The organism is Allomuricauda sp. XS_ASV26 (assembly GCF_041224615.1).
Taxonomy (GTDB): Bacteria; Bacteroidota; Bacteroidia; order Flavobacteriales; family Flavobacteriaceae; genus Flagellimonas; species Flagellimonas alginolytica.
On sequence record NZ_JBGFGK010000027.1, the window covers coordinates 281,819 to 301,742 of the forward strand.

Sequence of the window (19,924 nt, forward strand, 5' to 3'; positions counted from 1 at the left end):
ATTTTCAAAAAGAAAAAATAAAAAAAGAATCCACCTTTTTGGATCAATTGATTTTTCTATCTCTAAACCACAGATCCTCCAAACTAAAATTAATTGTTATGGTATGGTAATTTTCTTTGACCAAAATATTTTGAATTTGCCCCTTACTGCCATAGGAATAGGATATATTCAACATAGAATTGCTCGTACGCCCTACCGGAAGGCCCAGGCCAGCTGTAATCGCATATCCATCAATTTTATTATCGTTGATGGCGAGATATCCATTATCATAATTGAACCCCCCTCGGTACCGAACACGATCCCAATACTTAAAACCTCTCTCATTTTTTAAATATTCCAGTCCAATGGCATATATATCCTGATCAATATAAGTCCCCACATTTTCGGACTGGTCGGTGGAATCCCAAAAGTTATGTTTGTAATCGGCCGACAAGGTGAAGGACTTAATGAGTTTTGTACTTAAACCAAAGCCAAGTTCCAATGGAAGTTTAAAATCTGAAACCGAATCGCCCTCTTCATCTTCGACCTGAATTTCTACATCGTCCAGTGTTTTATACACCGATCGCGTTACATTTCCTTTAAGGGAGACCGGCAATTGAACGGTACCCCCTACAGTAAAGTCCTTAAAAACATCGTACTGTGCACCGATACCCAGCCTAACTCCACTGTAATTGGTAACCTCATCCAATTGGAAATAACTATTACTTATGGCAAAACCCTCGGTTTCTTCGATATTGCCAAATAGGAAAGATGCCTTTATACCAAGCCTAAAAGCCTCCGATAGGCCATACCCAAGGTTTATACTTAGGTCGTTGAGCCCCCCCAATCCGGTTACATTACTATTAAATGTTTCGTTGGATCCTTCGATGTTCGTTTCTAGGCCTACCAAAGTGTAGCCAACATCAGTATAGGGAACTAAGGAGACACCCGCTCCCAATCGATCAGCAATTCTAAAAGCAAAGGCCAAATTGGAAAAATTCAAAGTACTCTTGGATTCGCTATAACTGGCATTGCTATAACTGTTCAGTTCACCGACCACCCCAATATCGTAAAAGAAGGAGTTTTGTGGTATTAGTGCAAAATTGGATGGGTTAAGATTATTGATTTCAGTCTCTGAACGCAATCCAATACCGGCATACCCCATTCCATTGGTTTTTCCAATACTTGTTTGATTGATCACTCCTAATCCATATAAGGAATAGGGTGAACTGGTAAGCCCTTCTGATTGAGCATTTGCCAAACCAGTCATAAAACATATAGCTATTATGGATAAATATTTAATCGTCTTCTTCATCATAAATCGCAAATGTTAGCTCCATTACCGTGCTATACCCTGTATTGCCAGAGCCATTTAGTATAAATCGGTCTACCGTGGAATTATAATTATCCGGCAACAAGATCAATGCTTCTTCCGTTTCCATTTCTTCTGTGAACAGCTCTTCGATATAGCTTCCCAAAGAAAATTCGTAATAAATATCGTTGAACTCCTCATTGTCCCGATTTAGAATACCTTGTACGGGAGCGATTTCCTCTACAAGCAATTGAGAAATTAAATCGTTGTTTTGATTAACTACGTATACGGACAAAGAGTCCTTTAGAATAAGATTATCGGTAAACGATCCCGATAAAGGCCTGATTTTGAGTACTGCATCCAAAATTGTCCCCTGACCTTTTATGTCGTATAGGTTCTTTATATGTGGGAACTCTACCCGGGTGGCAATGCCCACACCCGATTGGATATAACTAAGTCCGCCTGAATCCTTAGAATCGAGATTGACTTCTTGATCTGATAATGTCTCGAGGTTTGTGTTGGGGTTTTCCGACTCGATGCGATTAAAAAATGGAACAGGAGAAGATGTCACATCCATATTCAGGTCCAAATAGCTTTGCACCCTTTCGGTTTCTTCTGCCTCACTAAAGTACAAGCGTACAAAAATAGATTCCGAAGATTTTGTAAATCCTATCACAGAACCATTGTCCGTTTGGCCGGGAATAAGTGCAATTCCCTTAAAGTAATCCTTAAATTGATCGGATGTGGTTATCTCCTTTTCCTGGAACTTTTCAAAAAGATCTACCCCCAATGCATCAGAGAGTTTTATTTCCAAGGAGTCACCATCCATTGGTCGGGGCATAAAGGTCAATGCACCAATATCATCTTCAAAATATTCGGCTTCACTGGTATTATAAAGATAATCCCCTTCTGACGGTTTTAAGGTAGCGGACAATCGCTTTACGTGCAACGTATTGGTCCGCAGCGTATCGCTATAGTAGTACGAGTCATACTTCATATACAAAGCAATACTATCATATTCCGCATCGGAATCTATTACATACGAAGATGGCATCAATCCCATGTAAGCAGAAGACTTGACCACTCCAAATTCGGGGTCGTTATATTTACCCACCAGCACCCTACTGGACTCGCTGGTAACAATACTATCAAACTTCATTGTGGAAATTTCCACGGTGATCGTATCGATCAGGGCAACACGAATATTGCTATCGGTAAATTCTTCTCCGGCCAAAAAATCTGATGCATTATAATTTTCAGAACTACAAGACCACAATACAAATATCGATAGGCTCAAAGAGCAAAAAACCTTTCCCATAATTATTTGTTTGATCCAAATGTAGGCTGAGTTTAAAGAGGGCGGAATGGGAATAGACCAACCTTTGCTTTTTTATGACGAAGGATCCAATAAATACGATGAACCCGAGAATCCCGTTCGTAGATCAATTCCACTAATTCATATGTTAAATCCATGTATTTATATATTCCGTTACGATCGACAAGAAGTCCAATTTAACTTTGGGAAAAAATTCAATTGTAACACATGAGAAAAACAATCGAAATAGTAAAGTTTGTGTTCTTTATCGCAATCCCTTTAATTTTTATCAATGCATGTTCAACAGATGAAGAAGACGAAGAATTAGGGAACTGGGTGGATCGCTCGGTATTCGACGGAACACCAAGAAGCAGCGTAGCTGGTTTCGTAATCGACAATATCGGTTACATGGGCACCGGATATGATGGGGACGATTATTTAAACTCGTTCTGGGCCTATAACATGGAGGGCGACTATTGGTCCCAAAAAGCTGATTTTCCGGGATCAGAAAGAAATGCGGCCGTTGGCTTTGAACTTAATGGAACAGGCTATATAGGCTCTGGATATGACGGTGTAAACGAATTGGGCGATTTTTACTCCTACGATCCTTCCAGCAATACCTGGACCCAAACAGCATCGCTACCAGACATTGTTAGAAGAAACGCTGTAGCATTTAGCGCCAATGGCTACGGATACTTTGGTACAGGCTACGATGGGGAGAATGACATGAAAGACTTCTGGAAATATGACCCGAGCACCGATACTTGGACAGAATTAGAAGGGTTTGGAGGCAACAAACGAAGAGCGGCGACCACATTTACCATTAATGGCACCGTTTACCTTGGCACCGGCGTTTCCAACGGAATATACCTTGATGATTTTTGGGCATTCGACCCTACAGATGAATCTTGGACCAAAAAATTAGATCTGGACGAAGAGGACGACTACAATGTGGAACGCAGTAATGCACTTGGGTTTGAACTCAATGGATATGGATATATTGCCTGTGGCGAACAAAATGGGTCCACCAATTCCGTTTGGCAATATGACCCATCTTCCGACACATGGGAAGAGAAAACCAACTTTGAGGGATCTAGTAGACAAGATGCCATAGTATTCTCCAATTCCTCTAGGGCCTTTATTGGGATGGGACGCACCGGTTCACTATATCTGGATGATCTGGATGAATTTTATCCTTTTGAGGAATATGATGATGAAGATTAATTTTTAATCAGTTCTAGTTTGTGTCGATTGGGGTCAAGAGGTCAGAAACTTGGCCCCAATCAAATTTATTTAAAACCATGAAAAAGATTCCGAACTTATTTTCCGTTTTGTTGATTTTAGGGCTTTTGTTTTTTGGTACGACCAAACTTACAAGCAAAACCAAAAATGAAGCTGCTGTGCTTTCCAAAAAGGCCATTAAGGTGGATGGTGGTTTTGGTTATCAAATATTTAGCGGGAAAAAACTTTTGGTACAGCAGGAGTTTATGCCTTCCGTTCAGGGCAAGGTTCCTTTCCGATCAGCAAAAGACGCACTAAAGGTCGCCACATTGGTGATGGATAAAATTAATGCCGGCACACAACCCATTATTAAAAAAGAAGAACTAACACAATTAAACCTTTTTAAATTGGATTAGTCTTACTATCTAATGGTCTACGAAAAAAGACATATTCGATTATTTTTTATCCATCTATTTCTTTGGGCCCTTGTTTATGGCTTTTTTCTATTCCCTTTCTTCTTTCAATTAAGGCAACTACCTCCCAATTTACCGATTCGCCTGGTCCTTACCATTGTTCTCTTTTATTTCAACTATTTTGTTCTGGTCCCTCAATTGTTGTTAAAAAAAAGGACATTGATCTATCTAATAACGTGCATATCTTTAATCGTAGTGGCCGGTCTGATCGTGCACTTGGGTTTTACACCTAGACCGAACAACCCACCATTTTTCCCTAGGCCGGATATAAATCAATCTTTGCCCCTAAGAGGTCCTGGACGACCATGGAGATTTATGGGACACATCTTTACCTTGATCAATTTAAGCGCACCGATCATAGTTAGCGGGTTACTGCGCCTATATATAGAATGGAGAAAGAACGAAGATTTGAGAAAAAAAGTGGAAAATGAAAAAGTAAGCTCGGAGCTTCAATTTTTGAAGACCCAGTTAAACCCCCACTTTTTGTTCAACTCCCTAAATGCCATTTACTCCCTTTCCGTAAAAAACTCAAATAGGACATCCGATGCAATAATTTCCCTTTCCGAATTGATGAGGTACATGCTGTATGAAGCTGATAACGATATGGTTCCGCTGAACAAGGAATTGGAGTACATTAAGAACTATGTACAGTTACAAAGATTAAGACTATCGGACAGTGCCAATGTTAAGCTGAAAATATCAGGTGAGGACAAAGGCAAAAAAGTTCCCCCATTATTATTTATATCATTTATTGAAAATGCATTTAAATATGGGACCGACTTTAAAGGTAGAACCTATGTAAACATTATTCTTCTCATTGAAGAAAAAACAATCCATTTTAAGGTAGAAAACAAAATAGGTGCACATAGAGGACACAACAAAAACTCTGGTGTTGGATTGGAGAACATTAAGAACCGTTTAAAATTGTTGTATCCAAACTCCCACGAGCTTAAAATTACCAATACTGGAGAAATGTATTTGGTAGATTTAATATTGCAGCTGTAAAAAATCCCCAGTTATGAAATGTATTATTATTGATGATGAGCCCTTGGCGATTGACGTTTTGAAAGAATATTGCCAAAAAATGGATTTTATTGAGTTGGAAGAAACCTTTACCAATCCATTGGAGGCCATCTCCGTTATCAAGGAAAAAAAGATCGATTTGATCTTTTGTGATATTGAAATGCCACAAATAAACGGAATAGATTTTATAAATTCACTGGACAACACCCCGCTGTTTATTTTTACCACAGCATATTCACAGTACGCCGTTGAAGGTTTCAATCTTAACGCAATCGATTATTTGGTAAAACCTATCCCCTACCATAGATTTATAAAAGCCATTTCAAGAGCAAAAGAAGTTTTGGCATACAGAAAATCTCCGGTTAGTTTAAACGACAATGTTTTCCCTTCCCACGGAGAATCCAAATCAGCTAACCCCGGATATATTTTTGTAAAAGCGGAGTACGAGAGCATAAAAATAAACTTGGATGATATTGAGTACATTCAAGGATTAAAGGATTACCTGAAAATTCATGTGCGAGACACCAACAAAGCCATACTTACCTTAATGAGCTTTAAGGAAATCCTAGACAAACTTCCTTCCCATCAATTTGTGAGGGCACACAAATCGTTTGTCGTCAACATAGGTTGCATTAAAACGATACAACGAAATCGAATTGTAATAAATGATATGAGAATTCCTATCGGGGAAAGCTATAAGTCCACTTTTTTGAACAATTTGGGACTGTAATACCAGCTAAACTACCTCTGCAACCACAAAGGTACTGCCCCCTATATATACCATATCTTGCACCTCGGCCATTTGCAAGGCCTTTTGGCGCCCCTCTTCTACAGATGCAAATTTTTCACCTATTAGCCCTTGTTCAGTTGCCAATTCGAAAAGAACCCCTACATCCATTCCTCTTGGTATTGAGGGCCTTACAAAATAGTACTTGGCATCCTTTGGAAATAGTCCCAATACAGATTTCACATCCTTATCGTTCACAAAACCAAGAACAATGTGAAGCTGTTTATAGGTTTGTTTTTTGATTTGTTGGAGCACCAAACTTAGTCCTTCCTTGTTATGCGCAGTATCGCAAACCACTATTGGGTCTTCCTGTAAAACCTGCCATCTACCTAAAAGTCCTGTATTCGCCACCACTTTTTTAAGACCAACAACTATTGCATGTTCCGGGACATCAAAACCTTTCAATTGGCGAATGGTTGTTACAACCCCATTGATATTCTTTTGTTGATATTCACCGAGCAGATCGGTTTCATATCCCTCATTGGGCACGGAATCGGCAAAAACGATGCTGCATTTTAGCTGATGGGCAATAAGGGTGAAAATCATTTTCGTTTCTGGTTGCGTCTCACTAATTACTACTGGCACATTTGGTTTAATGATACCCGCCTTTTCCAAGGCTATCTTTTCCAAAGTATCCCCCAAAAATTGGGTATGATCCATACCTATATTAGTAATCAAGGACACTTCGGGTGTAATGATATTGGTGGAATCCAACCTGCCTCCCAATCCGACCTCGATTACGGCAATATCAACTTGTTCTTGGGCAAAGTAATCAAAAGCCATACCCACTGTCATTTCAAAAAAAGAGAGTTTATGATATTCCAAAAAAGGTTGGTGCCGTGAGATAAATCCTTTTACAAATTCCTTACTTGTAACTTCTCCATTTATTTTGATGCGCTCTCGAAAATCTTTAAGATGAGGGGATGTATAAAGTCCTACTTTATACCCAGCTTCCTGTAGTATTGAAGCCAACATATGGCTACTGGAACCTTTACCATTGGTCCCGGCAACATGTATACTTTTAAATTTTTTTTCGGGATGGCCCAGTACACTACAAAAGTGGATTATGTTATCCAATTTTGCGTTCATGGCCGCAGCACCTTTCTGCTGGTACATCGGAAGCTGGGCGAACATCCAGTCCAACGTTTCTTTATAAGTCACTATTGGCCTAATTTAAAATTGACTACCACAAATCCTATTTGTTGCGCAGGTGCATTGGAATCCGGGTTCCAACGGTGGAGCATTGCAGTTTTACGGGCAGGCTCCAAAAGGCAGGGAGCATTGTTCGTTGTTCCCTTAACACCTGGTTCTGCCTTGATCACTTTACCCGACCTATCTACCACAATACGAACTACCACACGCCCCTCTTCATTACATTCTTGACGAACTTTACCATTATCGGCCAATGCCCTGCCACTTAAACCATACCCTCCGGTTCCGGTTCCAGGAGAACCATAATAGGATGTTGCATATGGATCGCCATCGGGCTGGCCCTTGTCTCCGGCACGATCATCGTCCCCTTCGCTGCCCGTGGCCGTACCAGCGGATTTTCCGATTCCGCCGATCAAGGCATCCACACTTTTCTTTTTGGCCTCTTGTTCCTGGCGCTTCCGTTCTTCGGCCTCTCTCTTTTCGCGGGCGATCCGCTCCGCTTCGGCCTTGGCTTTTTGAGCCTCTTCTTCCGCTTTGCGTTTAGCCTCTTGCTCTTGCCTTAGTTTAATGGTTTCCGCATCGTCGCTGGTCAACACCTCTTCAACAGGAGCTTCTTCAACAACAGTCTCTTCCGGCTCGGCAGGTTCAGTAAACTCCTGTGGCTCCGGTTGGCTCTCCACTTCTCTCGGTTCGGACTTCACCCTTTCTGTAGGTTGCACCTCTCCACTACCATATTCCATGGTACCGAAATTAACGGCAATTCCATTTTCAATGGGCGGGTCGAGATAGGTCAATCCAATATAAAAAAGCAATAGCAGCAATGCGCTTAACAAAAGAGTGGTAAGCGTAAAAGATTTTTTCTTGTGTCTCGTATCTAAGAACGACATTATTTAGGCCGCACCGCCAAGATAACCTTATAACTGTTCCTATTGGCAATGTCCATAACGTTGACCGCCTCTTTTATGGCGACGTTTTCTTCTGCCCTTAGGATAATTGTTGGCTTTTCTTGACCTTCTAGTGCTTTTTTTAATTCAATTTCAATGTATTCCTTGTTGATCTGCTCGTTGTTTACAAAATATTTCAGGTCCTTATCAATGGTAACAGAAACATTCTGAGTGTTCGTCGATTTTCCCTTCGCCTTTGGCAATAGCAAATCCAATGCATTGGGTGCATTGGAAGTCAGCATAAAGAACACCAATAACAGGAACACAATGTCCGTCATGGATGACATGCTGAATTCAGGGCTAATTTTGTTTCTTCCCTTCAGTTTCATAGCCCAGGATTTATATAGGTTCGTTCAAAAGATCCAAGAACTCTACCGCATTGGCCTCCATCTGATGAACAACCTTATCTGTCCTGTTCACAAGGTGGTTATACCCGATGTAAGCTATAATTCCAACAACAAGTCCCGCCACCGTAGTGGTCATTGCAGTATAGATGCCCGATGCCAAGGAACCCATTTCGGCCTGCCCGCCACTACTTGCCATTTCGTGGAAAGCCAAAATCATACCGATTACAGTTCCCAAAAATCCGATCATTGGTGCCGCTCCGGCCACTGTGGCCAACACGCTAACATTCTTTTCCAACTTGTACACCTCCAGTGTGCCAGCATTTTCTATGGCCGTATTAATGTCGTCCAATGGTTTTCCAATGCGGGACACACCTTTTTCCGTAAGGCGGGCCACTGGAGAATCCGTTTGGGCACATAATAGTTTTGCAGCCTCCAATTTACCATTCATCACGTGGTCGCGAATCTGGTTCATGAAGTTCTTATCTATTTTGGACGCTGCCTTAATGGCAAAGATGCGTTCAAAATAAATGTACATAGCTACAAAAAGAAGCACAAAAAGGACCATAATAATTATGATGCTTCCTGTGCCTCCATTTACAATAAGATCGATTACGGACAAGGTCTTTTCCTCGGAAATTGAAGCAGCTGCCTCAGTGCCTTCCGTTACTTCTTGAAAAATATTCATATAAAATCCCCAATTTAAGTTGCAATTATAACGGAGATTTTTGAACTAAAGTATTTTTTAGAACAAATATCGCATAAACATGTAACAAATTGCTCCAGCGATAAATCCAACAAAGGCCAACCAAGATATTTTCTTAAGATACCAGAAGAAATCTATTTTCTCCATTCCCATGGCCACAACCCCTGCAGCGGAGCCAATAATTAGCATACTTCCCCCTGTTCCGGCAGAGTAAGCTATAAAATGCCAAAGCTGGTCATCCATTGGCTCGGAGAACATTCCCAAACTTGCCGCAACAAGCGGTACATTATCTATAATTGCAGAACCTATACCTAATAATATTACCACTAAATCCGACACTTGAGTACCTGCCATCTCAGTTCCCAATAATGGCATGCCCTGTTTAAGACCTTCCGCAAAATTAAAAAGCAGACCCAGGGATTCCAAAGCGGCCACCGCCATTAAAATACCAAGAAAGAAAAGTATACTCGGCAATTCGATTTTGGTCAATGCACTATGTACCGGGCTATGGTGTGCTGCCGCATCACTTTCATGATCCACAGACGAAATAGCAATTTTGGAATTGCTGTAAATTTCGGCAAACGTTGCTACCACGGCCAAGGACAACATCATCCCCACATACGGTGGCAAATGGGTAAGGGTTTTAAAAATCGGAACAAAAACAATAGCTGCCAGGCCTAGGTACAGCATGGTAGGTCCAAACTTTGATTTTGCCCCGGTGTCTTCTTCCATCTCGATCTCCCCCTTGAAAGCGGGAAGGAAGGATGCAATAAAAGAAGGGATAAGCATGCACACCAAAGAAGGAATCAACAAATGTTCGATCAACATTGCGGTAGAAACTTTGTCACCGATCCATAACATGGTCGTGGTAACATCACCAATTGGAGACCATGCCCCACCTGCGTTTGCAGCAATAATGATCAGACCTGCGTACCAAAGTCTTACTTCCCTGTCCTTAACTATTTTTTGAAGAATCGAAATTAATACGATAGTTGCGGTAAGGTTATCGATAATCGCAGAAAGTATAAACGCCAAGAAGGAGAAAATCCAAAGAATCTTCTTTTTGCTCCTTGTTTTTACAAAGGATTTTATGGTGGAGAAGCCGTCAAAATAATCAATAATTTCTACAATGGTCATTGCACCGATAAGGAATACCAATATTTCTGCGGTCTTGCCAAGATGGTGCAACAAGGTCTCCTCCATGAGCTCCATTTTCTCTTCGTGGCCAAAAGCACCGAAATTTTCGAGCAAAGCGTGGTTTCCGGAATCGAACCAAGTGTTGAAACCATCGATACCAAAAGCCATCATGGCCCATAAAATGGCCATCATCGCCAAAGCCGGAATAAGTTTATCTATTTTTAAATTATGTTCTAGGGTAATTGCCAAATATCCAATTACAAAAATGACAACTAAAAGGGTTTCCATGTGAAGATTGGTTTAATTAAGGAATAATTTTTTAGAGTAGTTATCTGAATTGCTAAAGATATTCAAAATGAATATTTCCGCATAATCTTAAGGATATAAAAATATGTGAAAGGAAAATAATGACAAATAAAAGAATCGTTAAAAATTCAATCATTCTCATTTATTCATCCTTTTCCATAGAAAATTAATATTCTAAAACTATATTTGTATGTAATTTTTAAAAATCTTTCAGTTTTATGGATTTCACACTTTCCGAAGAACAGTTGATGATACAACAGGCGGCAAGAGATTTTGCCCAGAATGAGCTCTTACCCGGAGTTATTGAGCGCGATGAGGCCCAAAAATTTCCAAGCGAACTAGTAAGAAAAATGGGGGAACTTGGATTTCTGGGAATGATGGTCAACGAAAAATATGGAGGAAGCGGACTGGACACCTTATCCTACGTATTGGCAATGGAAGAACTATCCAAAATCGATGCTTCTGCTTCGGTAATGGTATCTGTAAACAATTCTTTGGTCTGCTGGGGCCTGGAAACCTATGGAACAGAAGAGCAGAAGGAAAAATACCTCACCAAATTGGCATCCGGTGAAATTATCGGTGCATTTTGCCTGTCCGAACCAGAAGCGGGTAGCGATGCCACTTCACAAAAAACAACGGCATTGGACAAAGGTGATCACTACCTATTAAATGGAACCAAAAACTGGATCACAAACGGGAGCCAGGCCGAAGTGTACTTGGTTATCGCGCAAACCGACAGAGAGAAAGGGCACCGTGGGATAAACGCATTGATTGTTGAAAAAGGAGCCGAAGGCTTCGATATTGGCCCCAAAGAAAATAAACTTGGTATTCGCGGAAGCGATACCCACTCCTTAATGTTCAATGATGTTAAAGTCCCAAAAGAAAACCGTATAGGCGAAGATGGCTTTGGGTTTAAGTTTGCCATGAAGACGTTGGCCGGTGGAAGAATAGGTATTGCGGCCCAAGCCTTGGGAATAGCAGCCGGAGCATACGAATTGGCATTAAAATATTCCAAGGAACGAAAAGCTTTTGGAACGGAAATTTCCAACCACCAAGCAATTGCATTCAAGTTGGCGGATATGCACACTAAAATACAAGCAGCGCGCCACTTGGTGTACCAAGCCGCCTGCGATAAGGATACCGGCAATGATTATACCTTGTCCGGAGCCATGGCCAAACTATACGCTTCAGAAGTTGCTATGGAAACAGCCGTAGAAGCCGTACAAATCTATGGAGGCAATGGCTTTGTGAAAGAATATCATGTAGAACGATTAATGCGGGACGCCAAAATAACACAGATTTACGAAGGTACTTCCGAAATTCAAAAAATTGTAATTTCCAGAAGTATTTTAAAAGATTGATACTTACGCACCCCCTTTCATTTAGGGGGTGTGTAAATATACACCCCATTTTTACCTGCCCCTATCCCTTTTAAATTGAATGCAGATACCCATATAGCGTAGTATTTACCCTTTTAGACACCTCAATTTACAGGGATAAAAGATATGGATGCCCCTTAAATTGTCAGAATGATAATTTATGAACAGAAATATTCCCATATTACACATTTTGCACACTTTCACTTCTTAAACTGATTTTTATCAATAGATATCCAATTTCTGTTGATATTTTCTCATCTTTTTCGATATTTTTGAGAAAATTCGTTAATGATGAGATTGAAAAAACAAGGATTGTACCTTCCCGAATTTGAACACGACAACTGCGGTGCCGGTTTTATTTGCAGCCTAAAAGGAATAAGATCCAACGACATTATCCATAAAGCTCTTGAAATTTTGGATAAGCTGGAACACCGCGGAGCTGTAAGTTCCGACGGAAAAACAGGCGATGGTGCTGGAATATTGATCGATATACCCCATGCTTTTTTTCAGGATGTTTGTGATTTTGAATTGCCAGATGCAGGGGATTATGCCGTTGGAAACGTGTTTTTGCCTCAAAAAGAGAATCAACGGGACTTTTGTATAAAAGTTCTCGAAGAGAACATAAAAAAGCAAGGGCTTGAACTATTGGGATGGAGAAGCGTACCTGTTAACCGATCGGTTCCTGGACGAATTGCAGCAGAGACCGAGCCTTTTGTAATGCAGGTTTTTATCGGAAAGGGAGACGCCCCGGACGATTTCCAGTTTAACCTTAAACTTTTTATTGCCCGAAAAATAACGGAACACAAGGTTATCGATAGCAAACTCTCTCAAAGTGATTTTTTCTATCTACCCAGCCTTTCCACCAAGATCATCATATTTAAAGGGCTTTTGGTACCAAAGGACATCAGTAGATATTACGAAGATCTATTGGACCCGAGAGTTGTTACCCGTTTGGCTTTGGTCCATCAACGTTTTAGCACCAACACATTTCCAATGTGGGATTTGGCACAACCATTTAGGTATATGTGTCACAATGGAGAAATCAATACCCTAAGAGGCAATGTCTCTCGCATGCGTTCTCGTGAGGAACTAATGCAGAGCGATTGGTTCGGGGACGATATTAAAAATATCCTTCCTGTGGTCCTACCTGCAAAGTCCGACTCCGCCAGCATGGACATGGTCGTCGAGTTATTGCTGATGACCGGCCGTTCACTCCCGGAAGTAATGATGATGCTCGTACCCGAAGCATGGGAAAAAAACCCGGATATGTCCGAATCTAAAAGAGCGTTTTACGAATACAACTCCTGCTTAATGGAACCTTGGGACGGACCCGCATCCATACCTTTTACCGATGGCAACTACATTGGTGCCGTTTTGGACCGTAACGGTCTTCGGCCATCCCGCTATTCCGTGACCAAACAGGGTTATGTGATCATGTCTTCGGAAACCGGTGTCGTGGAACTGGAACCAGAGGACATAGAATTCCATGGAAGATTGGAACCGGGCAAAATGTTCTTGGTAAATATGGAGGAAGGCAGAATTATCAACGACGAGGAAATCAAAGAAGCCATTGCCAAAAAACATCCTTATAAGAAATGGCTCACGGACAATCTGGTCCATTTGAGGGACATACCTTATAACGACTGCCCTGTTTTCTTTGGAGAATTTCCATTACAAACCAGAAGAACTGCTTTTGGATATACCAAAGAAGATATTAATACCATAATAATGCCCATGGCTCAAAACGGCAAGGAGCCCATAGGTTCCATGGGTTCCGATACCCCAATTGCTGTTTTGTCCGAGAGACCACAATTGATCTACAACTATTTTAAACAATTGTTCGCCCAGGTCACCAACCCTCCTTTGGACGGTATCCGAGAAGAATTGATCACCGACATAAGTTTAACACTGGGCAGCGACCATAATATTTTTGAATTTTCCGAACTGCACTGCAGAAAGCTTAAAATACAAAACCCGGTAATTTCAAAAGAAGACCTGGATAAAATAAAGAACTACGATGCCAGCCCGGATTACAAAGTGGTCTCGATCTCTATGCTGTACGAGATCAATAAGGGCCACAACGGCTTGGAGGAAGGATTGGAGTCCATTCTTAAACAAGCTACCAATGCCATAGACGAAGGAGCCAATATTATTATTCTATCCGATAGAATGATCAGTACGGAAATGGCCCCCATTCCCGCTCTTTTGGCCTGTTCCTTTGTAAACAGCGGATTGGTAAGATTGGGCAAGCGATCAAAATTGAGCATAATTATAGAATCTGCTGAACCAAGAGAAGTACATCATTTTGCTTTGTTGTTCGGTTTTGGGGCAAGCGCCATCAACCCATATTTGGTAAATGAGATAATTGGAGAGCAAATAGAAGAAAACAATATCACCGATTATACTTTTGACGAGGCCATCAAAAATTACAATAAGGCGATAGGGAAAGGTATCTTAAAGGTGATGAACAAAATTGGGATTTCCACCTTGAATTCTTACAGAGGATCCCAATTGTTCGAATGCATTGGAATAAATACGAAAGTGGTGGACAAATATTTCCCCAACACCCCTACCCGTATCCAAGGAATAGGACTTTACGAAATTGAAAAAGAAATTACCAAACGCCATAACAAGGCGTTCCAATCTAAGGAAGTAGCGGCCAATCTCGATATAGAGGTCGGCGGAGAGTATCGATGGAGAAGAAATGGTGAAAAGCACATGTTCAATCCATTAAGTGTAGCCATGCTTCAAAAATCGGTACGCAATAACGAGCCGGAAACTTATAAAGAGTATTCCAAATTGGTAAATGAGCAATCCAAACACCTAATGACCATCCGTGGACTGTTCGAGTTTTCGAACTATGACCCGATTCCCATTGAGGAGGTTGAACCTTGGACAGAAATTGTAAAAAGGTTCAAAACAGGAGCAATGTCCTACGGTAGTATCAGCAAGGAGGCCCACGAAAATCTTGCGGTTGCCATGAACCGAATTGGAGGAAAGAGCAATTCAGGTGAAGGAGGAGAGGATTCGGCTCGTTTCTATAAAAGTCAAACCGGGGATTGGAAAAACAGTGCGATAAAACAGGTAGCCTCAGGAAGATTCGGGGTAACCTCCAACTACTTGACCAGCGCACAAGAAATTCAGATTAAAATGGCCCAAGGGGCAAAACCAGGAGAAGGCGGTCAACTGCCCGGCCCTAAGGTAAACCCGGCCATTGCGAAAACAAGAAACTCGACCCCGTATGTTGGGTTGATCTCGCCACCGCCCCATCACGATATTTATTCCATAGAGGATTTGTCTCAACTGATCTATGATCTAAAATCTGCGAACAGGGAAGCAAGAATAAATGTAAAATTAGTTTCAGAAGTTGGCGTGGGGACCGTAGCGGCAGGTGTCGCAAAAGCCAAGGCAGATGTAATTTTGATCTCAGGTTTTGATGGAGGCACCGGTGCATCGCCACTGACCTCTCTAAAACATGCCGGCCTGCCTTGGGAGCTTGGCATTGCAGAAGCGCAACAAACATTGGTAATGAACGACCTGAGAAATCGGGTCACCCTGGAATGCGACGGGCAATTAAAAACAGGCCGGGATGTTGCCATTGCATGCCTTTTAGGGGCCGAAGAATTTGGCTTCGCAACAGCACCATTGGTCGCCTCGGGATGTGTAATGATGCGGGTCTGCCATTTGAACACTTGCCCTGTGGGAATAGCTACCCAAAATCCAGAACTGCGTAAAAAGTTCAAGGGAAAACCCGAACATGTGGTGAACTACATGTACTTCGTGGCGCAAGAACTGCGAGAGATTATGGCAAAACTAGGGTTTAGAACCTTGAATGAAATGGTAGGACAAGTACAAAAACTGGACAGAAAAAAAGCCATTGAACACTATAAAGCTGCTGGTATAGACCTTACCCCAATTCTTTATCAGATGGATGTACCCGAAGGAACTAAGTTCCATAACACCGAAAAACAGCATCATGATATAGACAAATCCATAGAATTTGAAATTATCGGCAAGGCACACCCTGCCTTGTTCAGAAAGGAAAAAACCTCTTTGGATTTTCCGATCTGCAATACGGACAGGGCCGTTGGAGCAATCATTAGTAACGAAATATCAAAAATATATGGTGCAGACGGATTGCCAGAAAATACATTAAAACTCAATTTCACAGGCTCTGCCGGACAGAGTTTTGGTGCTTTTGCCACAAAAGGCCTTACCATGGTAGTTAACGGAAACACCAACGATTACCTTGGAAAAGGGCTTTCGGGCGCCAAATTGGTCATTAAGGTGCCATTTAAATCAACCATAAAACCAGAGGACAATATTATAACCGGTAACGTAACGCTCTATGGGGCCACATCTGGTGAAGCATATATAAACGGTAAGGCCGGAGAACGTTTTTGTGTTCGAAACTCCGGTGCACAAGCGGTAGTTGAAGGTATTGGAGATCATGGTTGTGAATACATGACGGGCGGTGTTGCCGTTATACTTGGTTCCGTAGGAAGAAATTTCGGAGCAGGTATGAGTGGCGGAATCGCCTACGTATACGATCCCGATAATACATTTAGCCGAAACTGCAACGGCGACCATTTGAACCTGCTTCCTGTTGATGAGGATAAGGACGTTCAACAATTAAAAGACCTGATAGAAAACCACTATAATGCCACCTTGAGCCCGTTGGGGCAACGAATTTTGGAAAATTGGGAAAAATGCCTTCCCAAATTCATTAAAGTATTCCCAGAAGAATACCGTCAAGCACTCATTAGATTGGAAGAAGAAAAAATGCAAACCTTATAATTTTAGACATGGGAAAGATTACAGGATTTTTGGAGTTTGACAGAAAGGATGAAACATACGTTCCTGTGAAAGAGCGTATCAAAAACTATAAGGAGTTTACAAAACCATTAAAGGAAAACGAACTAAAAGACCAAGGAGCCCGCTGCATGGACTGCGGTATCCCGTTTTGCCACAGTGGATGCCCACTAGGGAATCTGATTCCGGATTTTAACGACGCTGTTTATCAAGGCAAATGGCAAAAAGCTGCGGAAATCCTGCATTCCACGAATAATTTTCCTGAGTTTACTGGAAGGCTATGCCCCGCACCCTGCGAGGAAGCATGCGTTCTTGGGATTAACGAACCGCCCGTATCCATTGAGAACATTGAAAAAAACATTGTGGAGACCGCTTTTAAAAACGGATGGATACAACCAAAACCACCACTAACAAGAACTGGTAAAAAAGTGGCCGTTATCGGATCTGGACCGGCTGGATTGGCCGCAGCTCAACAATTGAACCGCGCAGGCCATACGGTTACGGTTTTTGAGCGCGATGAAAAAATCGGAGGACTGCTCCGTTACGGAATCCCAGACTTTAAGATGGAGAAAAATGTAATCGATCGCCGTTTGGAGGTAATGGAAAAAGAAGGTATCGAATTTAAAACAGGAATCCATGTTGGCGTCGATATTACAGCAACAGAGCTACAACAAGAGTATGATTCTTTGGTGCTCTGTGGTGGAGCGACAGTGAGAAGAAACTTGCCCATTCCCGGTTCCGATGCTAAAGGAGTGGTGCAGGCCATGGACTTTTTGCCACAGAACAATCGCAGGGTCGATGGCATTCCGTTTAAAGATGAAGATATTTCCGCCAAAGGCAAAAAAGTAATCGTAATTGGTGGTGGAGACACAGGTTCCGATTGTATTGGAACTTCTATACGACAAGGCGCCACAGACGTCATCAATTTTGAAATTATGCCAAAAGGCACCGTTGACCGTCCCGAAGGTCAGCCATGGCCATTTTGGCCAATGCGATTGCGAACCAGCACCTCGCACAAAGAGGGTGCGGAACGTGTATTCAGTATTTCCACAAAAAAGTTTAATGCGGATAAGACCGGTAAACTAACTAGCTTGGTCACTGCAGAAGTTGAGTGGATCAAGCAACCCGGAAAACGTCCCACTCTCAAAGAAGTTGAAGGAACGGAAAAGGAATGGAAATGTGATTTGGTATTATTGGCGTTAGGTTTTACCGGCTCCGAAACTACCATTGCCGATCAATTAGGGCTAGAAATTGACCCACGGACCAACATAAAAGCATCTGCGGCCAATTACAAAACCAATGTGCCAGGCGTATTTGTTGCCGGGGATCAGCGTCGTGGCCAATCTTTGATTGTTTGGGCCATTTCCGAAGGTAGGGAAGCTGCCCACCATGTGGATACCTTTTTAATGGGAAGCTCCGGCTTACCACTTAAGGGAGAGGGCGATCTTCCCAGGGTTTAAGAACACATAGATCAACTAAATAAACAAACTCTCCAGGATGTACTGGGGAGTTTTTACGTATTGCAAACCCCTTTACAAATAAGGAAGGTCGATTACTACTTGTGTACCCGACAATTCCTTGCTCGTTTCTTCTAAATCTATGATGTTAATGGCTCCCTTACTTTGATACTGTTTTGAAAAATGTTCCAATCTTTCCGTAGAAAGGGTTATCCCTACGGAATTATTTTTATGGACCTTGCGTTCTTTGATCTGCTTTGACCTACGCAAACCAATTCCATTATCCATTACCTTTATCCGAATAATGGAGCCTCCATGTTTTAAAAGTTCAATGGACATTTGCTTATTGCTCCTTTTAGGGGATAGTCCATGCCATATGGCATTCTCAATAAAGGGCTGCAAAAGTAGTGATGGTATTTTGATTCCTGCCGGATTTATATCCGGCCCACACGTAATCGCGAACTCGATTTCATTGTTGAACCTGAGATTTTCGATATTCACATAAAGTTCCATGGTCTCCAGTTCATCGGCCAAGCTAGATTCCTTTTCCATGGTAGAGGCTAAAATTCTACGTATCAACTTGGCGAACTTGTTCATGTAGTAAACAGCCTTTTCCTTATCATTATCAATAATGTAACGCTTAATGGAATTCAAAGAATTAAATATAAAATGTGGGTTCATTTGGCTTCTTAATGCCAATAATTTTAACTCGGCCAATTCTTTGTCATATTGGGTCTGGAGTCCTTTTAACCGCTCCGCCTCTGCCTTAATTTCCATAGCCTTCATATTTTCCTTCAACTGGTCCTGGACCTTGATTTGAAGGTTTTCATTTTCCTTGAGTTGGTCGATCAATAATTGTTGAGACCTGTTCCTATCATCGAGAATCAACTTTTGTTTGTGACCCAATCCCAACGAAAACAAGGTGTTTTCCAACAAAAACCCAACATACAGTATACTATATGATGGTTCAATGGGAAAACCTTTTTCTATTTGTTTCAAATAAATCAAAAGTGATAGGACAGAAAAAAAGAACAGAAAGAACGATCCTACAATAATGTAATATTTTAAAGGGCTTTTTACTTTGAAAAATGGAACATAGCAGACAATTCCAAGTAGGCTCATCATTAAGGTAAAAACAAAATAACCGTTCATTATCAGCTGATTATTCCCATTAAATAGATGTACCACAAAAACAATAAAACAATAAACCATGATGAGTTTTAAAGCTTTGATCATATACTTGTTCCACTTTGGAAAGTGTGTCTTAATGTTCAGAAACTTCAACGCAAAGAGCACGTAAATGCCATAATATATTTCTGTTGACACCACAGGAAACCAAACCACATCCTTGATCGGAACAATTAATTGATAAATAAAACCCTCTTCCAAATGACGTAGTTGTGAAAGAATCACAAAAAAGGTATAGCCACTGTACAGCAAGTAAATTTTATCCTTTTGCTGAAAGAACAATATAAAATGATAGACGGTGAGCAAAAAAAGTGCTCCAATGGTGAATACCAGGAAGCCGTTCTGAAATGGATGGTTAAAAAAATATTCTAAGTAGCCCTGTTCCAATG

General features: G+C 41.4%; 15 protein-coding genes. 7 read left to right on the forward strand and 8 right to left on the reverse strand.

What is annotated here, in order from left to right:
* Positions 1-43: 43 nt before the first annotated feature.
* A complete protein-coding gene (locus AB9K32_RS02985) occupies positions 44-1,297 on the reverse strand; it encodes an OmpP1/FadL family transporter (protein ID WP_369884294.1) in 1,254 nt (417 codons plus the stop codon).
* The gene (locus tag AB9K32_RS02990; RefSeq protein WP_369884295.1) at positions 1,278-2,609 is read right to left on the reverse strand and encodes a DUF4270 family protein; all 1,332 of its coding nucleotides are present in this window, start codon (positions 2,607-2,609) and stop codon (positions 1,278-1,280) included. The genes AB9K32_RS02985 and AB9K32_RS02990 overlap by 20 nt, the downstream gene beginning before the upstream one ends.
* 225 nt (positions 2,610-2,834) lie before the next feature.
* On the opposite strand from AB9K32_RS02990, the gene AB9K32_RS02995 reads away from it, so the two are divergent.
* From AB9K32_RS02995 to AB9K32_RS03010, 4 genes are all read left to right on the forward strand, one after another.
* A complete protein-coding gene (locus AB9K32_RS02995; protein ID WP_369884296.1) occupies positions 2,835-3,830 on the forward strand; it encodes a Kelch repeat-containing protein in 996 nt (331 codons plus the stop codon).
* A gap of 77 nt (positions 3,831-3,907) precedes the next feature.
* Positions 3,908-4,243: a DUF4907 domain-containing protein gene (locus AB9K32_RS03000; RefSeq protein ID WP_224837355.1), complete on the forward strand. Its 336-nt coding sequence runs from the start codon at positions 3,908-3,910 to the stop codon at positions 4,241-4,243.
* Positions 4,244-4,459: 216 nt separating this feature from the next.
* A complete protein-coding gene (locus tag AB9K32_RS03005; RefSeq protein ID WP_369884297.1) occupies positions 4,460-5,305 on the forward strand; it encodes a sensor histidine kinase in 846 nt (281 codons plus the stop codon).
* Between the two features lie 13 nt (positions 5,306-5,318).
* Entirely contained in the window at positions 5,319-6,053 is a 735-nt protein-coding gene (locus tag AB9K32_RS03010; RefSeq protein WP_369884298.1) for a LytR/AlgR family response regulator transcription factor, read from the forward strand.
* A 6-nt stretch (positions 6,054-6,059) separates the two neighbouring features.
* On the opposite strand, the gene AB9K32_RS03015 is transcribed toward AB9K32_RS03010, so the two are convergent.
* Genes AB9K32_RS03015 through nhaD form a run of 5 tightly spaced genes read right to left on the reverse strand, consistent with a single transcriptional unit; the run spans position 6,060 to position 10,681 of the window.
* A complete protein-coding gene (locus AB9K32_RS03015; protein WP_369884299.1) occupies positions 6,060-7,271 on the reverse strand; it encodes a folylpolyglutamate synthase/dihydrofolate synthase family protein in 1,212 nt (403 codons plus the stop codon).
* A complete protein-coding gene (locus tag AB9K32_RS03020) occupies positions 7,271-8,149 on the reverse strand; it encodes an energy transducer TonB (RefSeq protein ID WP_369884300.1) in 879 nt (292 codons plus the stop codon). Before AB9K32_RS03020 ends, AB9K32_RS03015 begins: the two co-directional genes overlap by 1 nt.
* On the reverse strand, positions 8,149-8,535 hold the full coding sequence (locus AB9K32_RS03025; RefSeq protein ID WP_014032087.1) for a biopolymer transporter ExbD: 387 nt from the start codon (positions 8,533-8,535) through the stop codon (positions 8,149-8,151). The genes AB9K32_RS03020 and AB9K32_RS03025 overlap by 1 nt, the downstream gene beginning before the upstream one ends.
* A 10-nt stretch (positions 8,536-8,545) precedes the next feature.
* Complete coding sequence (locus AB9K32_RS03030; protein ID WP_224837349.1) at positions 8,546-9,238, reverse strand: MotA/TolQ/ExbB proton channel family protein; 693 nt, start codon at positions 9,236-9,238, stop codon at positions 8,546-8,548.
* A 57-nt stretch (positions 9,239-9,295) separates the two neighbouring features.
* Complete coding sequence (nhaD, locus tag AB9K32_RS03035; protein WP_252080580.1) at positions 9,296-10,681, reverse strand: sodium:proton antiporter NhaD; 1,386 nt, start codon at positions 10,679-10,681, stop codon at positions 9,296-9,298.
* 236 nt (positions 10,682-10,917) lie between these two features.
* Between nhaD and AB9K32_RS03040 the strand changes: the two genes are divergently transcribed.
* From AB9K32_RS03040 to AB9K32_RS03050, 3 genes are all read left to right on the forward strand, one after another.
* Positions 10,918-12,060, forward strand: a complete 1,143-nt coding sequence (locus AB9K32_RS03040) for an acyl-CoA dehydrogenase (protein WP_252080581.1) — start codon at positions 10,918-10,920, stop codon at positions 12,058-12,060.
* Between the two features lie 309 nt (positions 12,061-12,369).
* Positions 12,370-16,875: a glutamate synthase large subunit gene (gene gltB / locus AB9K32_RS03045; RefSeq protein WP_369884301.1), complete on the forward strand. Its 4,506-nt coding sequence runs from the start codon at positions 12,370-12,372 to the stop codon at positions 16,873-16,875.
* Between the two features lie 8 nt (positions 16,876-16,883).
* Positions 16,884-18,350 (forward strand): glutamate synthase subunit beta, encoded by a 1,467-nt coding sequence (locus AB9K32_RS03050; RefSeq protein WP_369884302.1) that lies wholly within the window; start codon positions 16,884-16,886, stop codon positions 18,348-18,350.
* Between the two features lie 72 nt (positions 18,351-18,422).
* Here the strand turns inward: AB9K32_RS03050 and AB9K32_RS03055 are convergent, their stop codons facing one another.
* Positions 18,423-19,922: a sensor histidine kinase gene (locus AB9K32_RS03055; RefSeq protein WP_224837344.1), complete on the reverse strand. Its 1,500-nt coding sequence runs from the start codon at positions 19,920-19,922 to the stop codon at positions 18,423-18,425.
* Between the last annotated feature and the right edge of the window lie 2 nt (positions 19,923-19,924).